The sequence below is a fragment of the Pseudotabrizicola formosa genome, from assembly GCF_002900965.1.
Classification (GTDB): domain Bacteria; phylum Pseudomonadota; class Alphaproteobacteria; order Rhodobacterales; family Rhodobacteraceae; genus Pseudotabrizicola; species Pseudotabrizicola formosa.
Genome location: NZ_PJOM01000002.1, coordinates 427,315 through 451,085, shown reverse-complemented (window position 1 = coordinate 451,085; position 23,771 = coordinate 427,315). Strand labels below are relative to the sequence as shown.

Here is a 23,771-nt window from a genome sequence, read left to right as displayed (position 1 = left end):
GCTTTGCAAATTTGCAATACAATAATTTAAAAACTACTCATCTTTGCAATTAATTGTATTGACTATTTCTAATAATCTATATAGATATGATATTGCCAATCAACACTGTTTCAATCCAGTGTCCCTTATCACTTGAAAGAAAACCCTCGCAGCAATGCGGGGGTTTTCTTTCAATAGTTCATTGACTAAGTTATATAGGACCAAAAGAGCCAAAGAGTTAAACCCTCAAAGAGGAAACACTCTCAAACGCTACTTCCGGCAAGCTACCATCCCCGGCCACCAGGGGTTTCTCGAACTCTGGTCGTTTGTCGTTCTAGACCTGCTTAAGCTTCGCAGAACTCCGCATCAGTAGCCACTTTATGCATGCTCGATCGAATTCTAGCTTGCGAGGTTGCTCTGGATCTTCTCGTATGAGTTCATGATGGCTTGTTGTGCTCTCATGAGATCCTGGATTGCTCTGGTCTGTGAAGCGATAGCCGATGACTGCTGTTCAGGACTTGGGTTTGCGCGTTGATCATCTGCAACATCGCTGTCTGCCGCTCCTGGCTGTCCTGGAGCAGCTTCTCGATCACTTCCGTTAGTTCTTGGAAGGGATTCTCTCCACCGCCGGAACCCGTCCCGGCCTCCTGCATCACTAACAAAATCACTGTCGTCTCGTCCAAGATCTCCTAAACTCTGAGATCTTTCGATATCTCGCTTGGGTTTCTCATATGTCGTGTCATATGTGTTTCCTTTTAGTATTTCCAATAATATGGGTTCAAATTGCCTCTGTGTAAGACCGAGAAAGCATCGTAAGGTGCCAATCCGGCTCAAATGGCGAACGTTATCGATAATTCGGTGAGCAGATACAAACATCACTCTTGTCGGCTCATTATATGTAAGGGTAAAATCGAGCTCCCTCAGGCTTCGTTGTATCTTTCTCGTGAATTCTCTTAGATCATTGATGATATTGATTTCTTCAAAAACAGATGAAACACGAGATCTTACTTCGTCGAGATCGATACCTAGTCTCTTAGCAGATTCGGCATAAGCAGTCTTCTTGCCCGAGAATGCACGATATCTGCGATATTTCTCGTTTACCTCATCTTCTGAAAGACTGGCGTCTAAGGCATATTCAAGTAATGCGTTCCGGAATGGTTCCGTATTGTAGCTGACAAGGATCTCGTTGTTTTCATATGCCGCTATCGCATCAAACTCATCTTGCAAGCTCATTTCCAAAGGTTCTGGTGCGACTACAAGTATACTATCATCAAAGTCGTCTGCTGAGATGTAAAAAGCTTCATTTTCCAGCCGTTCGAGAACTTCAGGATTGAAAGACCCGGGAATGATTTCATGCTCAAATATGAGTTCTAGCTTTCGGGAAACCACTTCATTTCTAATGTAATTATGCTGGGCATCAAGCACGCTACCGTCTCTGCTGACCTCGGGTATTGCGATGTGATAATGGAATTCTCGTCCATCTCCGTCTCTCGAGCGTTCTTTTTCATGCCTGACAACAACCCTGCGAGCAAATGACTCCACAGGTAGTCTGAATTCCTTCCTGATCTCATCGAGAACGATATCTAACTCTTTAGCGCTTAAGATTTCACCGGGAGATACGATGATGTGACGGTTTCCATAAGTTCGTTTGTGAGCTGCCGCCACTAGATCATTCAAGCGCACTAAGTCGGGATTTCCGGAGAGCACATCTATTGCGATATCGTCGCCTTCTTTCATAGTCTTCAAATATTTTCCGAATGCATCGCCGTCACCAACAAGTATTCTCGTCTGCTTAAGTATCATTTGCGCTCTCATCTCCTGAGAACAATATAGTATTTATGTCAGCAACAAGTGAGAGAACACCGAGATGTGGCTCCATCAGCATTCGGACTTGTTTTGCATTCACGAGATTATCTTTATACATTAAATCAAGCCTGCCTTTGATCTCTTCTACCTTTGCATGCAAGATGGAAAGACTGATAGCAGCATCCGCTATCTTTAATGCACTGTCTGCGATATCCAAAGGCTTAGGCTTCTTGCGTGGTTTTCTCTTCGGAACTCTTTCGGTTCCCAAGCCTGCGGCCTCGGAAAGTGCTACTCGTGCCCAACTCGACTGTGTCATGTTAGATTGCTTAGCAGCATGATTTACAGCATGCATTAGATCATCACTCATTCTGATGGTGACCGTTCTTTGCATCTGGCGAGATTCTGAACGTGGTTTCTTCATTTTTGGGGCTCGGAAATTAATTTGAATAGTGGGTTTTGGCGTGGTCACGGGGGCGGCGGTTTGCAATATGGCTTGCTATATATAGGGAAGCCAATATTAAAAAATTGTTTACGTTCAAGGAAACACTTTTGTTGAGCCGAGTAATAGATATATTTTGTTTGGCAGTGGGCTTAATGGACAATGATGGTCATTACCAGGCTTCACAACAGTAGGCCTGAAGCTATCGCAGGTATGGTTGACATGTAAAGAGGATGACGCTCCACGACTAAGTTACGAATGTGCATTCTCGGCCAAAATGATTGCGAAACTCAATGCACATTAAGTAAATATTAGCCAAGCCACCGCAAGCAAGATCTCTGATTTTAAAACACCAAAAGGATACTATTTGAAATAGAGCAAGCAGATGCGCCCCCAAGTATAATATTTTTGGTGAGAGCCGACTGATGGTGTTGCCGTTGAGCTCAGACGTGGCTCCGAGATCTTGCTTGCTTAGTGCGGATGGAAGCCTTCGAGATAAATACCGATTATCTGACTTTCATTTATGAAGATGTAGCACCACGGGATGCCGCTCCAAGAATACTGATTAAATATATTATATTGCGCATAAAAAATCTATTGACTGCCGATGCGCCTTATATTATATCTCAGCAATACCGCCGAATAGGCGGCTTAGAAAGCGAAGTCTCGGAAGCGTAAGCTGCCGTGGTCGCAATCAAGGTGCAGGCCGCGTTTTCAGGGTCACCGCCGAATAGGCGGCTTAGAAAGCGAAGTCTCGGAAGCGTAAGCTGCCGTGGTCGCAATCAAGGTGCAGGCCGCGTTTTCAAGGTCACCGCCGAATAGGCGGCTTAGAAAGCAAGGTTGTGAGGTAGAGATAGTCTCGATCAAACAGTCGAGGCGCGGCCTGCACGATTAAACTATTCCGCCGAATAGGCGGATTACCTTGGGAGCCAGTTGGTTCCCCTTTTTTTTGCCGGTATGTGCTTCGCACTTTACGGGCGATTTGATGTGTAGTGTTGAGAGGTTTTCTCTCCTTGTGTGCACTGGCAACTCATTGATACACTTTCGTCTCCGAAAGGAAGTACAGGGCATCTATCTGAATCCGCATTTACAATTCCTGAAGCTTCTGTGACTTCCAAATGCGATATATATAATTGGAAGATAATGTCGGATCCGTGCAAAGGCTGCTTTTTCAATGTTGAGGGAGGCTGGCTAAATGAGCACCTTTTGTACCACAGTCGCGGAGATCTTCGGACCCTAGGGGCTCCGGTGACGCGTTGGGCCCGGTAGTCGACAGGGACATCAGACCGGAGCCCCGCATGCCTCGCAAACTCGAAGATTTTACCCCCGCAGAACACGCTGTGATCGACCACCTTTATAGCTTTGTCGGACCTCTCGGTTACAGCGACTATCTCAAACGTCGATATGAGCAAGAATTGGACCGCAGCTTTTTTGAGATGATGCAAACAGGAAAACCCGTCGCACCGTCAACTGAGATCTTCGACGTGATGATCAGACGGGTTCTGGATCGGCATCATCCGGACCCGGACAGTATCCTGAACCCCAACCTTGCCCACCGCGCCTTTGCGGGGCTCAAAGGACTGGTTGTTGAGGCCTGTGAAGCTTTTGTTCATCACGATGCCGTCCTTGAACATCTCCTCAGCGAGATCGACACGAGCGGCATGAGCGACGAGCAGACAGCAGATCTCGTGGTGAAAATTCTGGTCCACGAGATGGTTTCTGATCAGGAAAAAAGGGCGTCCTCAAACCCCTATGCTGCGCCGGCCAAGTGGCAGCAGGATCTGGACCACCCGGAGGAGGACCTGCCCAAATCCCTGATTTGGGGGACCGTTCAGGAATGTCTTTGGGGCAGCGTTGTCGGGATCACAGAGCAGATGTCAGACGTGCTGGCGCGCGGCAGATGTGCTGTCGCATGGCGGATTTGCCGGATACGGCAGGGTGAGGTTGAGAAGCAAGCCAAGTGAGGCTAAGCGCGCACATCTCCTGTCTCTTATCGTTTCCTCTTGCTTGGCGTCATGTGACCCCTCTGCGGCTGGCGGCGCGCAGGGGCCGTCAGGCGGGTCAGAAGGCTTCTGAAATCGCGGACCCAAACGGATCACGTTTAACCAAAATTCAACCAACTCCGGAATCCAAGCATGTTCAATGATGAATTTCCAAACCCTCGGGCACCTATGCTGAATGAGATCGAGGTTGTCCGGGCCTTGTCGCAAAGTGACCCGGAGGCGTATCTGGCGAAGGGGACGCTTGACCCGATCATCGCGTCCTTTTTTGTGCAATACGTACAAGACCACGTGAATGAGCCCACAAAAATAGCCGGCAGGAAAGCGACAATTTTCGGTGACTTTCTGGATCTGATGGAGCGCCTGAGCACAACACCTCCCAGCCCGGCCAAATTGGGCGTGGCACCCTTGCTAGCGCGCTGGTCCGCAGGTGTGATGGATCCAACGCCCCGTCTGTTCGGTATTGTCACCGGCCATCCGCGTCTTCGGGAGGGTGCGCGAACATTCACATCGCCGTATCTGCAAGTGAACCCGGAAGAGGGCTGGGCACGCACCTGGAGCAGGTATTACAAACTGGGCGACTATGATCCCCGGTTTTTCGCAGAACTGATCCTTGATGGCGTCATCCCGTCGTCTTCGGGGTTGATTGATCTTCAGATCAGTGGACCATCTTCCGGCAAAACCGAGCATTGACAGTGTTGGAAGGAGACGACGCAGCCGGGTTCGCCAGTCCGCGTCTCAGTCTTGAACGAGCGCTGTCGGCTCGACAGAAATCTGGTGCCATTGACAGCAAGCCGACACTCGCCCCCGAGTGCCATTTTTCTCAGCACATTATCACGCTGCTCGCATGACCGCTTCATGCGCCAACTCTTATGCCCATTCTAGAGTGTCACCATGGAACCCATCGTCATTCCTTACGTCACCGGTCGCCTGCTCGTCGTGGCTGATCTGCACATGGATCATTATCTGCGGTCCGCCATAGATCCCTTTTCCGCTCACGGCCTCGATCAGATCGACTGGTCAGGCATAGATGCGCTCATTGTCGCGGGCGATCTTGCCAATAATCCGACACAGACCTGGCCAACGGTGTTCAGGTATTTGCGTAAATATATTCCGTCGGAACGGACCTTCGTTTTTCCAGGGAACCACGATTTCTATTGGCATTCGTTCGACCGAGAAGGCGAGCTGCGTGAGATGACCGAGGCCGCAGGCGCGACCTATGTGCAAAAGCGCGTGCTACATCATGGATCGACCTGTGTCCTGTGTTGCACTCTTTGGACCGACTTCGCCCTTGGGGGCAATACAAGAAAGGCGATGCATGAGGCGCAGGCACTCTTGACAGACTATCGCCTTATCGCAAGCCGGTGGTCGTTCGATCCGTCATCGACTGTGCCTGGCCTTGCGCGTCCCCGTGCTGCAACGCCAGCAGACATATTGGCCTTGCATCGTGATCATCGCGAATGGCTTGATGCCAAGCTTTCTGAACCACGGGCATCGACACGGAGAAGAACAGTCATTGTTACGCACCATGGGCCCCATCCCGCCACTGCGGGTAGCCAAGACACGCTGACGGCCGCTTTCCATTCCGACCTGTCAGACATGATCGCGCGCCATCGACCCGACTACTGGTTCTTCGGCCATTCTCACCGCCGTCTTGCGGCAGTCGTCGGCAACACAGACGTTCGTAATGTTTCGGTGGGATACCCTGATGAGTCAGGCTTCCCCGGGGATCGCCCGCTTCGAGATCTGTGCGTTTTTGATAATCCCGTCGAAAGGCGTTGACCTAGACCCCTATTTTGAAGGTTCCTGGTCGACGAAATTGATGAATTTGAAGAGCAGTTCGTCCAGGTTTTGGCTCATATATGAGGCTGAGGTCACGGCAGCAACGGCGTGCTTCAGGTCAAGATGACTGTAACCCGTCATCACCAAATTTCTAAACCTCCTAAGCTCGTCAGCATGCTTGTGCGAGGTTTCATCAAAAATTGGTGGACGGCATCCCACTTGAATTTTGACTCTCGATAGAAGGTCTTTTTGCCAGAATCCACCAGTCGGCCTTGCCTCATCGAAAACGATCAGCAAGCGAAGCAACCCATTTTCTAGGGATGTATACCCGCTTTGCATCGCATGCAGAAACGCCATTAAGTAGGCCTTAGTCTGAATGTCGTCGCTAGTAGATGCGGCAGCAAACTCCGGGGATGCATAGAGCTCGCATGCAAGCTTCAAGTGGTACGCTGCGCTTGCAAAGTCTTGCTTAATCAAGATCCATCTAGCGTCCATTTTTACTACCTCCACTGTGTATTCTATCGCGGAACACAATCGATTTCGTCAGCTTCCTCACTAATTCTGAACACGATGTGGATCAAGCTCGTGTATAATGCATCAATGTCTGTTCCTTCTTCATAACCCATACCCGCAGCCATCACATCATGAAACTTATTGAGTTCATAAACCTCTTTTTTGACGCTTTTGGGGATCAGCAATGGTCGTTTCTTAGATGGCTTTGAGAGATATTCAATCACGTCTCTCGTCTCCCATTCTATTTTTAAAATCCCGTCATATTCCTTGGCTACGAACTCGAATAGATCATTCAGGCCAACATAAGATCGATACACACAGATCGCCTTTTGGTTACCCATCAGGTCCGACATCACAGTATCATCGAATTCCTTCTTATTCTTGACCGTCTGTATAATGGAATGCGTATTCGTGATCTCACGCTTAATGCGATCCAGAATGTCGTATGCTGTCATAATAAATTCCCCAAGGAGCTACCCATATAACTCAATATTCAGGCTTTGTCATCTATGAGGATTGTGCAAGTAAATGAAGGGCTCATTTTCCATCAAGCTTCCTTGATTAGGCCACATTCTTGTTGAAAAGGTGGGTGAACACTACAACCAGTGGTGTCCTGAACGCGAGGTTCAAATGAATGCTTTGATGAAGACATTGGCAGGCCGAGCTGCTGCAGGTTCTCTTGGAGCCGTTTTGGGCGCATTCCTGGGCGCAGGGACTGGAATCGTTGGTGGCTTCGGTGGCGTTCAGGGGGTATTGGTGTTCGCGGTGATTGGAGCGGTGATTGGGGTCTTTGCGGTCCCCGATGCTATGAAAATGTGGTCAAAAGCCAGCAAGATATGGGCTGACCTCAGAAGATAGCTTTGCCACTAGCCGCTGCTATCACACGGGAACTCCTCTGACAGCGCAAAATAGACAGCGTGATGCCATGATGTGCCCCATGCAGTGGGGTTGTCCGTCATGTAGTTCACAAATGCTTGGAAAAGTGCAGACCATAGATTGGAATCTTTCATCTTCCTCCGGATGATCTCCTTTGCAGAACCTATACATGGTTTCTGCATTGTAGTCCTTGGCGACCTCTTGTGCTGTCACAGGAAGTAGAGTCATTGGAAAAAACAAAACTGATGCCAGAAGGTATTTCACTATCGTTGATACTCCGTCGATAATCACTCAGTACCGTAGCTAGAGATGGGTATGTACGCAACCTTCATGTGTTCCCCCATGCCTTTCGACCGTGTCTTGGCAGCAATGGGCCGCAATCTGGCCTCTCTTTCAACATTTTTATCCTGTTCCAGTGCTTAAGAATGCGTGTAGACAACGTGTTCAGAAGCCGAGGGGAAGATAATCGTCTATGTTGAGGTGGATTGTAAGATTAATCGGACTTGGTTTCATAGGGTTTATGGGTCTTGCTATTTACCAGGCATATGAGAAGGGATATTACAATATGCCGGAAATCACACCAAACGATTATGCATTCTCTTTTGCGGGGTTTCGCGGTATCGTTGTGAATGCAAATGTCAGTGAACCCATTGATGAATATATTCCAGACGCATATCGAAGATTGAGTTTTGCTAACAAAGACCGGAGGTATTTCGGGGTGCCGTTCGAAGTCCAGGAGTGGATGAAAGACGCCTGGTCATTTTGTGTCTCACCCACTGACGAAGAACGTGTTTACTACGACAATGCGATGCCAGAAAACATTAAGAGCCAACTCGAATTCTCGCAGTTTGAAGCAGTTTGCTCTCTTGATGTCGATGGCAGCAAAGTTGTTAGAGGCCTTTTGTACTCTGTTCCGAAGCTTTAGGTGGTTCACCAGAGATGCCGACATAGAGCCAGATACCGAACTCCTGCAAAGCTTCGTGGTCTGATTCCCAATCGATATGGTTCTCATCCAGAGCATCGATTTCACGTTGACGCCACCTATCCCTTTTTCTGACGCAACCAGTGCCGATAAACGAGGATGAAATAGGTCACGAAGAATATTGTCATAAAAGGGTAGCATATACGCATAAACATAATAAATCTTGGAGTTCCTCCAAATACTTTCATTGTGAAATATGCATCCAACGTGACCAACGTGGTCAGGATTGCCCCAATACCGGCACCCAGGACAGTCCAAATCGTTGCTTCACCGGAATTCCGCCGATAATCTTCGACCATGTATTTCATGAAAGCAAAATATCCGGGCACCACGACAAACACCAATCCCAATAAAATCCATATCGGCCAATCTAGTGGACTCGAATTCAAAGCAATATTGAAATCAGATAGAATACGAGCCCAAATGCTCGAGAACCATTCTCCGATATCCCGAAGCGTCATGATGGAACACCTGTCATAGACGCATGCACCCCAAGACACACGCTATTGGCTCGTTGGATTCGAGTTATTGTCGGCATCATATTTCTCCCAGATATGCATGTGTCCTTTCTGTCGAGCATCTGCCAACCACAGTTTGACTCGAACACCTGGCACCTCCAGATCGCGGTATTGTCCACCGGAATGTTTGGGCCAGTCAATCGCCAGGCCAAGCTTCACAAGTTCAGCGGACAGATCGCTACCATCAGGTAGATAGCACTTAGCGACAGTGCGCCCATGAGTATCCTGTGATACGATCACTGCCCTGATATTCCGCCCTTTACATAAAGAAATCATCGCCCACTTCGCATCTTTCCCGAATGGATGATTCATTTCAGGTGCATCTATCCCGAACAGCCGAATTTGGGTTTTCTGGATTACTATCGTATCGCCATCGACGACATATGCAGAACCCGACAATTCCGTATTTATCGAGGCTTCCTGTATGCTTCTGAGTTCATAGGACTGTTGCTTCGGTAAAGGTGCTTTATAAGCGGTAAATTTCTTCCTTCGGTATCTTTTACGACGCGTTTTGCGTTCAAGCTGATAAAGGATGTAGCCGACTATGAAGATCGTAAATAGGACGGTTTCCAAAAACTACCTCACTTGTGCAGAACACTAGGAGCAAATACTCTAACTGATTCACACATCCCGCTGGCAGTGCTTGCATACCTTCGCATCTTGCTTGATGAGTTCAGCACAACTCGGACACTTTTTCATTCCAGCGCTGAGCTGCTTGTTTTCAATTGCACGGTCATCAGCCCGCATGATAATGGCGTGTGGAAGAGCCACGATGAATATTGCAGCTCCATAAATCCACCATAGAAGAAATGATTTTCCTTTGCTGCTGGCTATGGCGGCAGGAATAAGCCCAATCAGGACTGCAATTATGAGAATTTCCAAGTAGTCTCTCCATTATCGATCATATTTTCGTCCACCAGTTGACCATGAATACAATGTCTCGCTGTATGGAAGGCGTAGGTAGATGGTTGTTGCTTCCAGAAACTTACCCATCGCCATACTGCGGCAGAGTAAGCTCACTCCTCCCATTTCGCGTTCACACAAGGCATCAGCACTGTCCACGAATTTCATCTTGCCCACTCGCGACGTTACAAGTGTTCGACCCTCGGGCACCGCTCCGATGGGCTGGATCACAAAGATTGTGAGAAATAGAGAGGCATACAAGGCAACTGCTACCAGCACTCCTAAGCAGATCATGATGATTGACCTGGTGGCGGACTTACCCGGGACAGATGTGTTCACGGCTCAACAGGCTCCAGCTTGCTGAGCACCATAGGTGGCCTGGCTTTGTGTATAGTTGTCACCCGCACTCGAAGAAAGCTGCTGGATGAGGCCGTTGCAAGAGAACCCGGAAATTTGCAGGTATATAGCTGCAGATCTGGCCGCTTGTGTGTTCCAATCCACTGACAAGCTATCGACTGCTGCGGTAGCGTCAGCAACGCTGTATCCGTCACCGGCACTCGATGACAGCTGCTGGATAAGTCCAACACGCGAGAACCCTGAGATGCTTAAGTAGAGCTCTGCGGACCTGACGGCGTTCTTCTGGGGTCCAGTCAAGCTTTGAGCTGATGCGACCGATGACGCAAGCAGAAGCAGGGAGAAGGCGATACCAGTCAATTTCATCATGTGTAGTGGGTTCCTGAGCAAGGGTTTATGAACAAAAGCAGTAAATCATCGCCTAGAGTCGCAATTAGACTAAATCTTGTCGGAAATAAGGTATTCGACACGAAATCACCTCCGTTTTCTCATGTTTAGTTTCATCAGCCCTACCCTATTGGGTTTGTAAACAAGGTATCAAAAGCTTATTTCCGATAAGCAACCCTGATTGGAAGTAAGGAAACTATGTCTCCGATGACAGATTTTCAGGTCCCAGAAATGCAGCAATCAATCGGGGCACATAATGGGAACCGAACAGCTATTAGGTTGCTTTGGGGGCAATAGGTGCCCGATAATACAAAGAAGGCCATCCCATTGGGGGTGGCCTTTTGATGTTATTTCACTAAGTAAGTCTCAGTTTGGTTTAACTGAGCTTTCCTGAATCCGCTTGTATTCGTTTACAGATTCAATTAGCCGGTTAGCGACACGCACCTTGTACTGCAGCCTTGCCATGGAAAAGGCACGCATGTTCCAGAACTAATTCGCAGTATTTGATGTTGACTAGGTGTCTAAACTATGTTCGATGTGACGATAGATAGGGTAGAGAGGTCTTAAGACAAGATTTGTCTCGAATTTTTGCGGTTGGAAGAACTTCCATCGCCTATCTGACCAAAATAATCAAGCTCCGTGTATTGGGGTTTATAACCTCGGAGACCATAATGTTTAAACTTATCTCAATATTCGCAGTCACGCTGATCACACCAAATGTATCTCTAGCACAGACTTCCCTGGATTGGAATCTTGGAACTGTTGTAGAGCAGAGTCCTGTCGAACAAAGTGTTCAAGAAAAGCCAATTGAGCGATGGGAACCGAAAGGTGATTTATTCAGAGATTACAAAATTGCTCATGCCGCTTGCAAGGTAGACAGTGATTACGAAGGCAAAGACTGCAAAGAACGGTTTCAACTTGAAAGAATGCTACTTTATTTAGGTCTCTGCAAAATTAGGGATGCGGGCACAAATTTCACGCCTTGCTCTGACCACCAAGAATACAATATCAGCATGGTCCTGGATGGCTTCAATGCAGGATTTGATAATTTTGAAGGACGAAAGTTCTTTTCGTCAGATTTTACAGCTTTATTGCCTCAAATGGATGGAAGTGCTCTCTCTGAAAAAGTTGGGAATCTTTTGATATCCTGCCGACCAGGCGAAGCACCACTTCTTTCTGTTAAAATGGAGCACTACTATCCGGAGTTTCCAGCAGGAGACAACCGGATCTTCGCAGTTTTAGATGACAGAATTATCTCCATCGGCTTCATGCAAGAAAAAGCAGATGTGGGAGAATTTGTAATTGACGGTTCGGAAATGGCCGGTGAGCTACTTAATGCCTTTTCGAGAGACCTATCATTGGATTCACCAGTTTTAGAAATCTTCTCGCAAGCAGATGAGAACGTTTCCCTTAAATTGAGTATGATGTCGTTGTGGACAAACTATGTTGCCATTAGAAACCAGGCAGCAATCAGAAGCAACATACAAGATTTGATGGCGGCTTGCAGTTAGCAGATTCAGCGGTCTCTTTGGCCTTCATCATCGCGATCATATCCTGCACCTGAGCCAACGCGTCTTCTGCGCTCAGGAGGGTCAGATCTGCCGCCCTTGGGGCGCAGAATGATATCGATGGTCTTGGCTCTTCCATGGCACAACCTCCCAGAGTGTCGTCGCGGGTTGCCTAATAGCCGTGGGCATGTCTTCACCTTGAGACCCATTGTAAAACCCGCCAATCAGCATCTTACTTTCACCTTGCAGCGAAAACGAGAAAACCTAGCTGTTAAAGAGCATCTCTCGCTAAGATTGTTCGTTCGATGGTTCGATCATGACTGTCACGGATGAACTGACAAGAAAGTTGACTCCAGACAACAGGGAGCCCTGAAATGTCTTATCTGAATTTATTCATGAGATCAGACATTTTAATTCTGAATTAAACCCCGTCGTCCATATAGACAGCAGCCTTATAGAGCCTGATGTCCGAAAGGGGTTTTCATGTCATCCAAAATATTCGGATACCGTAGAGTGTCCACTGAAGAACAATCGTTAGATCGCCAAGTTCTCGGTGATGTGGATGAGCTCTTTGATGAGAAAATCTCAGCAGTCGCAAAAGAGCGTCCAGAACTCCAACGCATGATCTCGATTCTGCGACCCGGGGACCACATAAAGGTTTACTCAGTGGACCGCTTGGCTCGTTCTGTCAGTGATATGATCGCCATTATCAGTATAATATATTCCAAGGGCGCCAGCATAGAGTTTATGCAAAATGCACTCCGGTTTGATGCGAAAAATATTGATCCCTATCAGAAGGCGATGTTGTCGATCATCACAACATTTGCCGAACTGGAACTCGACATTCAGCGTGTCCGTCGGACAGAGGGCATCAAGAAGGCCAAGGAGCTGCATCCTGAGAAGTATCAGGGGAGCAAGCCTGTCGTTGACCGTGGCGCCGTTGAGGCACTGTGGAAGGCCGGAAAGACTCGGGGAACTATTGCCAAGGTAATGAAGATCAACCCCAAGACGGTTCAGAGGATACTGACAGAAATTGGGTATGAGAAAGGTCTACGCACATGTGTGGTGCGGCCATGCATGTTTCTGTCTCCACAAGCAAGTTCAGAGTCGCCATGATTCGTTTAACAGCGTCAGCAGCAACATTTCACTTCATCTTGGCCGGAGCAGTCGTTCCCGAAACAACGGCCTACGGAAGCTTTGCCTACCTTGATTCATCTCCAGGCGTCCCATTCCTTGCGGGCGAAGTCCACGTGGTCGGCCCTGAGCCGTCTTTCGGTTCTCGGTTCGTCTTTCCGGCGCAAGGTCGCCAAACCGGACATTTGTACCCACCGCAGCATTAGTTTGCCGCGAGCCCTTCTTGTGGTGGCCTATCCAGACGTGACGGTCGTGTCCGGACTTCTCTGGGTTGCATGGTGGAGGTCATGGGCTCTTGCGCATCCAGTTCCGGCTGCATAGGATATCAAACTAGATATCGTAATATTGCCTCGTGAATAGTCTATAGAAGGTGTTGAATTGCCAACCCCTGCTACAACCGATCTTCCTCCACCGTCCTGTTGGGACGAGTTTGAGGTCATATGCGCTGATCTCTGGGGTGAGATATGGGGTGATCGCCACACCCAGCTATACGGTCGCAGAGGGCAACGGCAAAACGGCGTAGATATCAAAGGCGTGGACAACGAAGGCAAGCAGTGTGGCGCTCAATGCAAAGGTAAGAAAAATTGGCCCCCATCAACGTTAACCATAAATGAAGTTGATAGTGAAATAGCCAAGGCAAAGAAATTTCGCCCAGACCTAAACGAATTCATCTTACTTACGACTGCGCCGAACGATGTAACAGTCCAAGACCATGTTGCGGCAATAAACAAATCCAAATCCACCGGCATTGCTTTTCGTGTCGAAGTCTACTCATGGGATGAGATCCGTAGGCGGCTTTCGAACTACCCAGAATTGCTTCAGAAGCACTATCCAAAAATTTTTAGAAAACCGGTTGCAGCTGAAGTTTTTGATAGGGAATTACAAAGCAACTTAAACAGGATCGTCAGCGCGCGTTATTTCGGAGGGTTCGATACTGAGCAGAATGCTTTGCGGCTTTCTGAGCGGCTTACACACGGAGATCTCTTGGATGCATCTCCCTCCACGAGAATGGTTGGCCTCGCTTGGTGCGCTCGACTGTTGTCGCTTTCCAACCGTGACGTTGCTCGATCAGTTCTAGCCTCTGCCAAAGCTCTCGGATCATGTGAAGAAATCGCCATCGCTGACGCGTTCTTGACCTCTGCAGAAGGTAAGGTGAGCGATGCGCTTGCTTCCCTGAATGGTATCGACACTTCAGGAACCCGATCAGCAGCATTCATTATCCAAATCAACCATGCCGGGCCGAGCGATGCGCTCCGTTGGAGCGCTGAAGCTGGATATGGCTGGAAGGACTATGACAATGGGGGGAGAACACGGTTAATACTTGCTGCTTCAGAAACAGGAAACTGGAGCCTTCTGGAATCTTGCCTCGAGGCACTAGACTCGGCGAATGAATCTCTGCCCCCGGCCCTTGCCTCCGTCTCTGCGCGAGCAAGCTTACAGCTCGCACTGCCGGAAGAGATGAGGGCATCCCTTGATCACACACCGCCATTCTTTGCCCGAGGATTCCGTCTGTCGTCTGGCGTTCGTGCAGATGGCTATCGTGATCAGGCCATCAAGTTGTTCCAGATTGCTGGAAAAGAACTACATGCCATTGGCTTGGACGGCTCTGCATTGATCCAGGAAGACTTTGAACTCTGGCTCAGGCTGTCCGCGACGAACAGCCGAGAAGAGGCAAAGACAGAACTAAGTGAGCAACTAAAGGACAGAGCGCTTAGGATGCGCCGTGCAAATTTGGCTCTCCAGTTCGGCATCGAAATCGATCGTGATCAATTAATGAAAGAGCTCGATCAGGAGATTGCGCGAAGTGGTGGCGGCAATATCGACACCGGATGCACTGCTCTTGCAATTGCATTGACGGCTAGTTCCCCAAAGTCGGCTCTTTCCGAGTTCAGAAAGCGACGCGCAACAATTGAAAGAGCTATTGCCGAAGAGAACTTGCTTGGTATCGAAATCGAGCTTTTGGCTCGATCTGAAATGGGTGTCGAGGCAAGACATCTACTCAACAATAAGCGCGAGTTGCTTGGTGATGGAAAGGTCGACGACCTTGATCGAATGATCAGAGTTGCGGAGGGTGCTGACCCCTCCGCCTTGCTCAGGGCTCAGTATGAAAGAGAAAACAACCTGCAGACCCTAGCCCACCTGGTTGACGAGTTGTTTGATAGCCAAGCATGGGAAACGTGCCATCGATATAGTGCCGAACTATTCAAAAGGACAGGGAGCTTTGCTGATGCGAAGCGATACATACGGGTCTTGACCGAAACAAAGCGGTTTTCGGATGCAGTTGAAGTATTAGACGCATATCCTCATCTCTTGGAAGATCGAGAACTCGGGAAGGTCTTCTGTTGGTCGCTGTACGAGATAGGCGACGTGGTCAGAAGCATCAAGGTTTCCGAAGGAATGTTGTCGAAGGAGCATGACCCTGAGTTATCTAGAATGCTGACCAACGCATATGTTGCGAAGGGAGATTGGGAAAAGCTGCCACAACAGATCGAAAACACATGGGACATTCGCGTTCATCTTTCTGCCCAGGAACTCCTGCAAGCCGCTCAACTGGCACAAGTCACAGGACACAGTCGTGAAAAGGAGCTTGTCAGGGCCGCTGTTGCCAAATCCGAGACGGATGGCTTTGCGTTTGCAGGAGCCTACTTTTTGGCATCCAAAGGCGGTTGGGAGGAAAGTGATGAAGTCGCGTCATGGCTGCACAAGGCGATTTCGTTGTCCGACGAAAATGGCCCTATGTATCGAGCTGACTTGCGAGAAATCGTAGACAAACAGCTAGGCTGGAATGAGCACGCCACTCGCACTGCCGACACGCTCCGCGCCTCTCAATGCCCAATTTTTATGGCTGCAGAAGCACTCAATCGGCACCTCGTCGACTTCACTCTCAGTCGATCAGAGGCAAATCAATGCCAGGATAGGCGGTCTGATGTCATAGCTATTCCGAGCTTTAGCGGAAAGAGACCACCTTGCTCTATAGTCGAGATCGAAATCGGTCTTGAAGCGACATCGCTCATGACACTTCAGAGCCTAGATATGCTTGAGGCCGTCTTTAAGCACTTTGAACAAATTAAGATTCCTCATTCAACTATTGGCTGGCTATTGGAGGAAATTTCTGAAGTTAGATATCACCAGCCTAGCAGGATCGAACGCGCCGATGCCCTTTGCCATCTCATCTTGGATAGCAAGGTCAAGGTTCGCTCGGCACACCCATTTCGCTTAACCAAACTCGAACAAGAGATTGGTAATGAATTGGCAGTTTTGGTGGGGAATGCTGACAGAGATCGCTCAAAGGGTAACCAGGCATTCGTCGTTCGAGGATTTCCAATTTCAAAGGTAGGCAGCTTAGGCGATGAAGCCGCCACCTTGTCAGGTTGGGATCATCTCTTCGTATCAACTTCTTCTGCAGTCGAATTTCTTCACGAGAAAGGTCGGATCTCCACCACCACACGCGATACCGCTCTTGAGTATTTGGCCCTTCAAGAAACGTCTTGGCCCGAGGAAGTTGCCATCAGTGGTGGTAGTAACTGCTATCTAGACGATTTGACCGTCTCCAATTTGCAGCATCTCAATTTGCTCGACCTCTTCTGTGGTTGTGGAGTCAACGTCATAATTGACGAGGCAACTCAAGCTGACGCAATGGCGCTACGAAAGCACATGCAGCATTTGTCGAAGGTTGAGACTTCTCTAGTAGAACTGCGCCAGACGTTGTCTCGCGAGATATCTGCTGGTCGAGCTACTGTCCTCGCGAACGACAGTCGCGAAGATGAACTCGACGATAATCGACGGTTGTGGTCCCATCCAACAATGTCGGTTTTTGGCTCCCTGACCTCACCGGATGCCATCGTAGTAGACGATAGATTCTTGAACAGACATGCAACGGTGGATGGAAGCAATGGTAGGAGCAAGGTCTATTCGACCTTGGACATCCTAAAATCACTTCAGAGAAGCAAAGAAATTAGCAACGACGACTTCTTTCGAGCTTTGAATGACTTGAGGCAGCGCGGGCACCTATTTGTTCCGCTAGAGATAGAAGAATTGCGCGCTTATGTCAGCGAGGTGACGGTCAAGGAAGGGCAGTTGCGGGTCGGCAGGAACCTACTTCAGATTCAGGCATATTACCTCTTTGCTAGATTTTCCGAGTGTCTCACTGTTCCAGACGATATTCACTGGCTGCTGCGGTCAAACCGGGTTGTGAACGATGTCATTAGAGAACAATGGAAAGGTGCCAAGGACCTCCAACTCAGCAGGGCTATATCTAGCTGGCTGTTTGACCTTGTTGATCTGAGACTTTGGGCAGGTGACAACAGCACGGATGTTCAAAATAACAGCGTCGAAGGTCTTTTGATCGCGAACATAGTAGGCTTGCTGGCGACGCCTGAAGGTGCATCCAAAAGAGACCGAGAAGCCTATCTCGCTTGGGTAGAAGATGACATTGTTCAGCCCTTGAAAAACCGGCATCCACAAGTTTTTCAGAAGATCGTCAGCTATTCGAAAGAGTTAATGGAGAACATGCTAACGGGGCAAGATAGAGAGCGGCTGACTCATGACTGATCGAGAGGTCGCCTTGTCCGCAGCGGTTACTTTGGAGCTATTTCCAGAGTCGATCCGTCAAGCGATTATCGCTGAGCACAGTTTCATGAGCCGGTTTGGGCTGCCGGTTTCAACAATGGTGACATTTCTTCCAGACGGCAACAAATTCGTTGCCGAGGACCTGTACGATTGTGCCCTGTCGGTGTTCAAAGGCACAAAACACGTAGAGCTGAAGGAAGCCGACACTGATGCTGTTTGGGTTGCGGACGGATATGACCCGGAGCAAGCAACGTTCCTCCTAACAAATGGAAAGTCCAAGATCTCTATTGACGGGTATTGGCCACTACAAGTCGATCCCGATAAACGCTTAAGAATTTTTGAAAATCTCGCCTCCAAGTTTCAACTTCCACGCAGTGTTGTCGAGCACTGGTCTGCAAGAGCCAAAGCAAGCAAGCTGAGCTGCCCAGAGCTTGTCTTACTAGAACAGGATGTTGAACGGTCGTTTGTGGCCGTTGCTTCGCGGATCCGCCGAGAGATCGCGAATGGAATTAGTAACTTGCAAACGCTGGTACCAAGCGATCCTGTATTTTGGCGGTTAGCATACCCAACTACAACTGACGCTCACGCGCTCGCCGATTTCATAGAGCGGGTGGTAAAGCCTCGTATTGACGCGGGAACAAAGGCTTATGGCGTGGAGTTTTATCCAGAGGCCTTAAGGCTCTGCATACATAGTTCTGTTGCCACAGTGATTGGAATCGAGAGCTTATCAGGTGATGATTTCGCGAGACTGGCTGACCATGTAGAACAATCAGGTTCTTTGTTTTCGAAGCTAGGTTTGGTCGAGGCAATGCTAGCCCGAGATGATGTAAGCATTTCAATGCAAGAACGGATCGCTGGCATCATCGACTTCTTTCTGAATGAGCCGGAAGAAGGTCGTTTTGAATTGCTGAGTAACCTGTTCTTCTTTGTAAGCGGTCGGTTAAGCCTTTCATCAGGCTTCGATGGATCACCGGTCTTTGCTAGGCGCCTGGTCGAGTTCTCACACGCCTCGTTTCTGGAAGAAATCCTGATTTCTGAAAGGGTCGATGCTACCAAAGCTGCTTTCGAACTGGCGCAACGGGTTGCGCGCCGCGCATTTGTGGTAGGACATCTCGATGCTCATTTGGAAGCCGGATGGGTGCCAGAGTTTGCCACCCCACACCAACTCAAAACGGAATTTATCTCTCGGCTAAGCAACGCCATCACATCAAAGAAGAGTTCTCTTGAAGGGACGCCACTAGAAAAATACGTTGAGGATGGTTCCGACACGTTGTTATCGGATAAGCTGAAGTTTCCCTACTCCTTCCTTCCTGGTCCGCTCGAAGGTGGAGCGGAGCAACCGGCGAGTTTGCCTGATAATTGGAAGACCCTTATTGAGTCAGAGCTAAGGAATGATCCTCCAGGTATTAAAGGTTTCAATGGCCTCGTTAGTGGCGGCGCTGTATTCAAACTTCCAGCCGAAATAGTTTCGCTGTCAGTGGCGGCTCTCAGACGTGTCGACCTCGGCGCCCAAAGTGACGAAAGCTTTTCAGTTGGTGCCTTCGTAGATGGTTTAGCGCGCGTCGCAGCCGTCTGTAGAAACGAGCAGCTTGCAGAGGAAATCTGGCAGTTGACCCGTCGAGTAATGCGACGAAAGCCTGAGGCTTTGAAGTGCGAGGCTCTTTTCTCACTCCCAACAACACTGTCTGCTGTCTATGAGGGCAAACTGCGTGATAGCAAGCTTGTTGAGATGATTGATTTTGTTGCTCATTGTCGGCTCACTAATGAGCAGAGTTCCTATCTAGGAGCATGTCTAGAAGAGTTGCTGGACCTTCGACCCGAATTCTGGCCAAGGCTAGGAAAGGCAAGCGCTTTGCTAAAAGCTCAGCAAATTTAGTATCCAGAATCGCACCATCTGATCGGTTTTGAATGTCGGTTTTCTGGGGCAGTACCCATCCTCGCGCACACGCAGCGAACTTCCGCTTTCCGCCCATGGCCGTCTGTCGAACACGCGCCGACGCTACAGTGCGGTTTCCCCGAAGCGGCCGCTCATGGCCTGGCGCAGCAAAATCCGGAGACGAATGTCATCGATGGCGGACGGAGCTACCGTTCGGATGAGCCCGTGCCAAGTCGCTATTGTTCACGCCACCAACTCTGTAAGCTGTTCTTCGAGTTGCACGATACAGGGAACATAGCGGGATATGGCACGTGGATCGGCTCATCGGCGGATGAGGGAAGGAAAGCCCTGCATCCTGTGCGGCGGAAATCGCCTATCAGAAGATACGGAACACGCTCCTCCTAAATCCCTCTTCCATGACAAGCAAAGACCACAAGGCTATGAGTTTCCGTCATGTAAACGCTGTAACAAAGGCCCAGCACCACTGGACGCACTAGCGGCCTTCATATTTATGTCCGGTCGCACAGAGGCTCTGCTAAAAACAGCTGCCTTCACAGAGCATCAAATGAACTTAGCAAGAACGGTGGCGCGAAATTTCAGGCCAATATTTGCGAAGGTTGAGAATGCTGACATCAAATCAGAAAGCGGCTTCATCATCGCGGGCGCGAAGCTCTTGGAGCTTACACCTGAGGCATCAAAGCACCTGGCAACATGGTCCGCAAAGCAAGCTTACGCCTACTGGTATCATCATACAAAACAAATACTTAGCAAAGATGCGGTTGTTGGCATCGATATTCTGACAAAATGTAACGAGGATGATGATTTTGCCAATGAAGTTGCGCGCCTTCTTGGCCCAGGGCACTCAATGGTCCATGCCAAGAAACCAGTCGACGATCAGTTTTTCTACAGGTTTGTGCGTGATGAAGTCACAGAGGTGTCATTCGTTCAAGCCGTATACCACAAGAACGGCGGCTTCTTCGCTATCATTGATGAGAAAAATCACCATCCTGAAGTATTGGAGAAGACGGCTCATCGCTTCCAAACCTCAGATAATAAGGGGATACATCGGATATTCCCGAAGGAGCGCTCTGCCGTTCTATACGGGCCACGCAAATCATAGCATTGCCGCATGGCGATTGGCCGGAAGGCTTCCGTGGCTGCCCGCTACGACACACGCCGGAACTGAAAACGTAGTGATTTTGGGGTGGCGGCAGCGGTCCGTTGCTTCGATACCATGACTGTCTGTTAAGGGCTCAAAGCGGTCATGCAGCAGCGCGGCGAGCCCTTCTTGAGGCCCGCGCCGCCATATCGACCTGATCGGCCCTTAGACGACCTTAAGCTCGCAGCATAAGACAAACCGAAATCGAACTTGAGAAGATCTTGATTGCTCTCTATGTCTTCGAACCGTTACTTCCAAACCAATCAACGGTCAATCTCAGGTTGGGAGCCGAATCTTCTCATCCATCTAAAACTCACTCTGTGACTAAGACAACATCTGCCCGACGGATTCAACAATTGACGACGCAACCTTATCTGCGAGGTCAATTGTGGAATCCTTTGTTACGCCGTCATCGGACTTAATTGAATTCCAGATGTCACCTTGATCCAACGCAATTGTCGCTTCCTTGAAGTAGGGTGCATCTTCGAAGGCCTGCCGCCACTTCCGCTCGTAATTCTGATCGTAGATCGACCAATACAGAGAAGGGCCCCCTTCACCTTTGAGAAGCTCCCGCATTTGGAATGAACGATGCCCTATGAAAGCAAGGAAGGAGCAACGCCCAACACCGCCGACCTTAATCGAAACCCGAAAGGCCCAGCTACTACCTATTGATTTAGATGCGCATAGAGTCAGGAAATCGTCTAGGTCCGCGACACCCCCGAAGTCCCTTAAGTAAATCTGAATCGACGGGTCAGGAAGTTTCTCAGCAAGTTTTAGCTCAACCCGTGATGAAAGCAAGTCAACACTCCTCCTCCAGACCTCCAATTTCAGTGCTTGCGTCCGCCGGAGCTTCGCCATGACCGGATTGAATGCTTGCTGTTCCACAGCAGCTCTCTCAAGCCCGAGGAACGCACCAGAGGTTCGCTCCATGATAAGGTCCATAAACGAGGCGATGTCACCTGCGGAGTCGGATTGTGACAGTGCGTCGATATATCGGTCGCGTTCCTTTTTTCTAATGATCAGTGGTGGATATCCTGCGCGTATCAGTTCTAGGTTAGAGATTGCACGTGCTGTCCGGCCGTTGCCGTCGATAAACGGATGGATGTGGGCCAGCCAAGCATGCAGCACTGCGGCTCGTATTGGCGCGGGTGCATCTCGATTGTCACGTGACCACGCTTCCCACTGCTCCATCTGTGACATCACCTCTTTCCACGTTTTTGGGGGGACGTGATCAGAGCCACTGATCTTTACCCTTTCATTCCTAAATTGCCCGCCGCCAGGGCGATCACCTAGGATGAGCGAGTGGATCTCAAGAAGCTGCGGAATATCGGTCGGTTCTTTAATTCTTGCAAACTCAGCGGTCCGGGAGAGGGCCGCATCTAGCGCCAGCGCGTCTCGGACATACGCCGGATCGTGTCCGGTTAATGTTATGCCTTTTAGCACCGCGACTTCGGTCTCGCCGATGCTAAGCGTGCTGCCCTCAATTGCGTTGGATTCCGCGACCTGTTCAAAGCGTTTGGAGCCATAATACCTTCGAAGTGTCTCTTCGGTCATGTGCCCGGCTTGACGAAGCAAGAATACGCGCTGTTCGATCTCGTCAATGTTGGAAACGATCTGATTTTCGGCTGCTTGAGAAAGCGCGTAGGGCGAACCGTCGAGGGGAATTTTCATGCCAGCAATCCTCACTCAAAAAGCGGCCATTCCCGCGCCTGTATAAGCTAACTAAGTCACACGTGCTGGACAAGCTCAGACAGACGTCTGCTTAGGTTTCTTATCTTGGAGCGCTACGGCAACTGCATCAGTCCGCTCTCCGCCCCTTGCGAAGATGCTCTTGGACAGACGAACTCGGCCCTTTGCGGACAGTCGGACGAAGTTTCCGCCGCAGGGCCGCATTCCTGAGACTTGCCGTCAAAAAGGGGCGCGGACAACCCCCATTGGACAATGCTGCACTGCGCCTATGCGGTCCCCCCCCTCTTGGCGGGCGTCGAAGTTTTCTTTATATCAAACAATATCGAGTCACACCTCGCGAAGAGAAGCATCACGGAGCTAGCGGTTTTTCCGAAGCAGCCGCGCAGTCAGCTCGGCGACAGAATCAATCTCACTTGGTATTGATGCGCGGCCTTGTAAGGTCTTTTCGGCGAGGAGCGGAGTATGAACGTCATCAGATTTATCTCCTTGTGAGATATGTCATCTTTACTATTGGCGCGGAGATCGCCACGCTGGAGCCAATACATGTCCGATTCATTCATGCTTTTTTGATCGATTTTCCCGAGCTTAGGCCCTATCTGGAATCCGTTCGAACTGGTCTCATACCACTTCCATCCAGGTCGCCCGAGGCCACATCAAAGCTCGTAGTAAAAGCAACCAAGGAAACAATTCTGACTGCTAAGATTCGTGGTGGATTTCACATCTACCGTGTTCAGATACAGTTAAACGGCAAAGCTTCCTTTGGTTTGGTGTCAGCGTTCCGGGATGACTATGAAAATCCGCTAACTATATACACGCCAATTATGGAAGATAATGGCCTCCGTCATGATTTGCTGGCGTGCCTATCATCAAACAAGCTGGAAATCCACTTTTTTGATGAGATCAAAAGAGAGCGCTTTGCATATAGATCTCGCGATCTCGTTAAATCTGATGTTGAAAGAGTTTTTGCGACTGCGGAAATCTATCCCAATATGGATAACTTTCTCGAAGCGCATCATGCGGCGGTAGCTTGGTTCAGCGCACGATGCGAAGTCGACGACGAAAACGCTCTCGAAGCCAAATTGGGAGAGCCACTTTATGACGACGACTTCTCAATCGCTAACATGGAAGACGTCCATCAGAATCTACTATATTCTCCAATAGTATCTAGTCTAGTTCGTAATGATCCCGGACTGGAGTCCGAGGATGACATCGCTCAATGCTTAGCTCGCTCTTTCAAGTCTGGCCTTGTATTGGTTGGGCCCAAAAAGCAAGCTGACGGACTCGAATGAGCTGACAT

Annotated in this window: 19 protein-coding genes; 10 read left to right on the top strand and 9 right to left on the bottom strand. The window is 49.3% G+C overall.

The features are described 5' to 3' along the window. Positions 1 to 378: 378 nt before the first annotated feature. Both CXR43_RS17730 and CXR43_RS17725 read right to left on the bottom strand, forming a co-directional pair. Positions 379 to 1,782 (bottom strand): hypothetical protein, encoded by a 1,404-nt coding sequence (locus tag CXR43_RS17730; RefSeq protein ID WP_146036482.1) that lies wholly within the window; start codon positions 1,780 to 1,782, stop codon positions 379 to 381. Beyond that, a complete protein-coding gene (locus CXR43_RS17725) occupies positions 1,772 to 2,152 on the bottom strand; it encodes a hypothetical protein (RefSeq protein ID WP_146036481.1) in 381 nt (126 codons plus the stop codon). Before CXR43_RS17725 ends, CXR43_RS17730 begins: the two co-directional genes overlap by 11 nt. Positions 2,153 to 3,522: 1,370 nt before the next feature. Between CXR43_RS17725 and CXR43_RS06205 the strand changes: the two genes are divergently transcribed. The 3 genes from CXR43_RS06205 to CXR43_RS06195 all read left to right on the top strand — a co-directional run bounded on the left by CXR43_RS06205 (position 3,523) and on the right by CXR43_RS06195 (position 6,006). Then, positions 3,523 to 4,188: a hypothetical protein gene (locus CXR43_RS06205; RefSeq protein ID WP_146036480.1), complete on the top strand. Its 666-nt coding sequence runs from the start codon at positions 3,523 to 3,525 to the stop codon at positions 4,186 to 4,188. Positions 4,189 to 4,359: 171 nt separating this feature from the next. Next, positions 4,360 to 4,917: a DUF6634 family protein gene (locus CXR43_RS06200; RefSeq protein WP_146036479.1), complete on the top strand. Its 558-nt coding sequence runs from the start codon at positions 4,360 to 4,362 to the stop codon at positions 4,915 to 4,917. 201 nt (positions 4,918 to 5,118) lie between these two features. Beyond that, positions 5,119 to 6,006 (top strand): metallophosphoesterase family protein, encoded by an 888-nt coding sequence (locus CXR43_RS06195; RefSeq protein ID WP_103333187.1) that lies wholly within the window; start codon positions 5,119 to 5,121, stop codon positions 6,004 to 6,006. Positions 6,007 to 6,015: 9 nt separating this feature from the next. On the opposite strand, the gene CXR43_RS06190 is transcribed toward CXR43_RS06195, so the two are convergent. After that, complete coding sequence (locus CXR43_RS06190; RefSeq protein WP_103333186.1) at positions 6,016 to 6,501, bottom strand: ribonuclease toxin HepT-like protein; 486 nt, start codon at positions 6,499 to 6,501, stop codon at positions 6,016 to 6,018. Positions 6,502 to 6,524: 23 nt separating this feature from the next. Then, entirely contained in the window at positions 6,525 to 6,974 is a 450-nt protein-coding gene (locus CXR43_RS06185) for a hypothetical protein (RefSeq protein ID WP_103333185.1), read from the bottom strand. A 986-nt stretch (positions 6,975 to 7,960) separates the two neighbouring features. On the opposite strand from CXR43_RS06185, the gene CXR43_RS17720 reads away from it, so the two are divergent. Further along, positions 7,961 to 8,320 carry a hypothetical protein gene (locus tag CXR43_RS17720; RefSeq protein ID WP_146036478.1) on the top strand — a complete coding sequence of 120 codons (360 nt, stop codon included), beginning with the start codon at positions 7,961 to 7,963 and terminating at the stop codon, positions 8,318 to 8,320. 116 nt (positions 8,321 to 8,436) lie between these two features. Here the strand turns inward: CXR43_RS17720 and CXR43_RS17715 are convergent, their stop codons facing one another. The 4 genes from CXR43_RS17715 to CXR43_RS18220 all read right to left on the bottom strand — a co-directional run bounded on the left by CXR43_RS17715 (position 8,437) and on the right by CXR43_RS18220 (position 10,518). Then, positions 8,437 to 8,838: a hypothetical protein gene (locus CXR43_RS17715; RefSeq protein ID WP_146036477.1), complete on the bottom strand. Its 402-nt coding sequence runs from the start codon at positions 8,836 to 8,838 to the stop codon at positions 8,437 to 8,439. Positions 8,839 to 8,880: 42 nt separating this feature from the next. Then, entirely contained in the window at positions 8,881 to 9,468 is a 588-nt protein-coding gene (locus CXR43_RS06175; protein WP_103333183.1) for a thermonuclease family protein, read from the bottom strand. A gap of 48 nt (positions 9,469 to 9,516) precedes the next feature. Beyond that, positions 9,517 to 9,777: a zinc ribbon domain-containing protein gene (locus CXR43_RS06170; RefSeq protein ID WP_103333182.1), complete on the bottom strand. Its 261-nt coding sequence runs from the start codon at positions 9,775 to 9,777 to the stop codon at positions 9,517 to 9,519. 363 nt (positions 9,778 to 10,140) lie between these two features. Continuing rightward, positions 10,141 to 10,518: an Ltp family lipoprotein gene (locus tag CXR43_RS18220; protein ID WP_103334054.1), complete on the bottom strand. Its 378-nt coding sequence runs from the start codon at positions 10,516 to 10,518 to the stop codon at positions 10,141 to 10,143. Between the two features lie 692 nt (positions 10,519 to 11,210). Here CXR43_RS18220 and CXR43_RS17710 point away from each other — a divergent pair. The 5 genes from CXR43_RS17710 to CXR43_RS06135 all read left to right on the top strand — a co-directional run bounded on the left by CXR43_RS17710 (position 11,211) and on the right by CXR43_RS06135 (position 20,746). Continuing rightward, positions 11,211 to 12,050: a hypothetical protein gene (locus tag CXR43_RS17710; protein ID WP_146036476.1), complete on the top strand. Its 840-nt coding sequence runs from the start codon at positions 11,211 to 11,213 to the stop codon at positions 12,048 to 12,050. Between the two features lie 480 nt (positions 12,051 to 12,530). Next, entirely contained in the window at positions 12,531 to 13,163 is a 633-nt protein-coding gene (locus CXR43_RS06150) for a recombinase family protein (RefSeq protein WP_103333179.1), read from the top strand. Positions 13,164 to 13,559: 396 nt separating this feature from the next. After that, on the top strand, positions 13,560 to 17,732 hold the full coding sequence (locus tag CXR43_RS06145; protein WP_146036475.1) for an HTH domain-containing protein: 4,173 nt from the start codon (positions 13,560 to 13,562) through the stop codon (positions 17,730 to 17,732). Further along, positions 17,725 to 19,626, top strand: a complete 1,902-nt coding sequence (locus tag CXR43_RS06140; RefSeq protein ID WP_103333177.1) for a hypothetical protein — start codon at positions 17,725 to 17,727, stop codon at positions 19,624 to 19,626. Before CXR43_RS06145 ends, CXR43_RS06140 begins: the two co-directional genes overlap by 8 nt. Before the next feature lie 304 nt (positions 19,627 to 19,930). Beyond that, positions 19,931 to 20,746, top strand: coding sequence for a hypothetical protein (locus CXR43_RS06135; RefSeq protein ID WP_146036474.1), 816 nt, complete (start codon positions 19,931 to 19,933; stop codon positions 20,744 to 20,746). A gap of 363 nt (positions 20,747 to 21,109) precedes the next feature. Here CXR43_RS06135 and CXR43_RS06130 read toward each other — a convergent pair whose 3' ends face one another. Further along, positions 21,110 to 22,456 (bottom strand): Fic family protein, encoded by a 1,347-nt coding sequence (locus CXR43_RS06130; RefSeq protein WP_103333175.1) that lies wholly within the window; start codon positions 22,454 to 22,456, stop codon positions 21,110 to 21,112. Positions 22,457 to 22,719: 263 nt separating this feature from the next. On the opposite strand from CXR43_RS06130, the gene CXR43_RS17705 reads away from it, so the two are divergent. After that, a complete protein-coding gene (locus CXR43_RS17705) occupies positions 22,720 to 23,763 on the top strand; it encodes a hypothetical protein (RefSeq protein WP_146036473.1) in 1,044 nt (347 codons plus the stop codon). Positions 23,764 to 23,771: the final 8 nt, after the last annotated feature.

Bases quoted from the DNA above. Each gene is read 5' to 3' on its own strand.
- CXR43_RS17730 (WP_146036482.1), bottom strand. From the start codon at position 1,782: ATGATACTTAAGCAGACGAGAATACTTGTTGGTGACGGCGATGCATTC.
- CXR43_RS17725 (WP_146036481.1), bottom strand. From the start codon at position 2,152: ATGAGTGATGATCTAATGCATGCTGTAAATCATGCTGCTAAGCAATCT.
- CXR43_RS06205 (WP_146036480.1), top strand. From the start codon at position 3,523: ATGCCTCGCAAACTCGAAGATTTTACCCCCGCAGAACACGCTGTGATC.
- CXR43_RS06200 (WP_146036479.1), top strand. From the start codon at position 4,360: ATGTTCAATGATGAATTTCCAAACCCTCGGGCACCTATGCTGAATGAG.
- CXR43_RS06195 (WP_103333187.1), top strand. From the start codon at position 5,119: ATGGAACCCATCGTCATTCCTTACGTCACCGGTCGCCTGCTCGTCGTG.
- CXR43_RS06190 (WP_103333186.1), bottom strand. From the start codon at position 6,501: ATGGACGCTAGATGGATCTTGATTAAGCAAGACTTTGCAAGCGCAGCG.
- CXR43_RS06185 (WP_103333185.1), bottom strand. From the start codon at position 6,974: ATGACAGCATACGACATTCTGGATCGCATTAAGCGTGAGATCACGAAT.
- CXR43_RS17720 (WP_146036478.1), top strand. From the start codon at position 7,961: ATGCCGGAAATCACACCAAACGATTATGCATTCTCTTTTGCGGGGTTT.
- CXR43_RS17715 (WP_146036477.1), bottom strand. From the start codon at position 8,838: ATGACGCTTCGGGATATCGGAGAATGGTTCTCGAGCATTTGGGCTCGT.
- CXR43_RS18220 (WP_103334054.1), bottom strand. From the start codon at position 10,518: ATGAAATTGACTGGTATCGCCTTCTCCCTGCTTCTGCTTGCGTCATCG.
- CXR43_RS17710 (WP_146036476.1), top strand. From the start codon at position 11,211: ATGTTTAAACTTATCTCAATATTCGCAGTCACGCTGATCACACCAAAT.
- CXR43_RS06150 (WP_103333179.1), top strand. From the start codon at position 12,531: ATGTCATCCAAAATATTCGGATACCGTAGAGTGTCCACTGAAGAACAA.
- CXR43_RS06140 (WP_103333177.1), top strand. From the start codon at position 17,725: ATGACTGATCGAGAGGTCGCCTTGTCCGCAGCGGTTACTTTGGAGCTA.
- CXR43_RS06135 (WP_146036474.1), top strand. From the start codon at position 19,931: ATGGCACGTGGATCGGCTCATCGGCGGATGAGGGAAGGAAAGCCCTGC.
- CXR43_RS06130 (WP_103333175.1), bottom strand. From the start codon at position 22,456: ATGAAAATTCCCCTCGACGGTTCGCCCTACGCGCTTTCTCAAGCAGCC.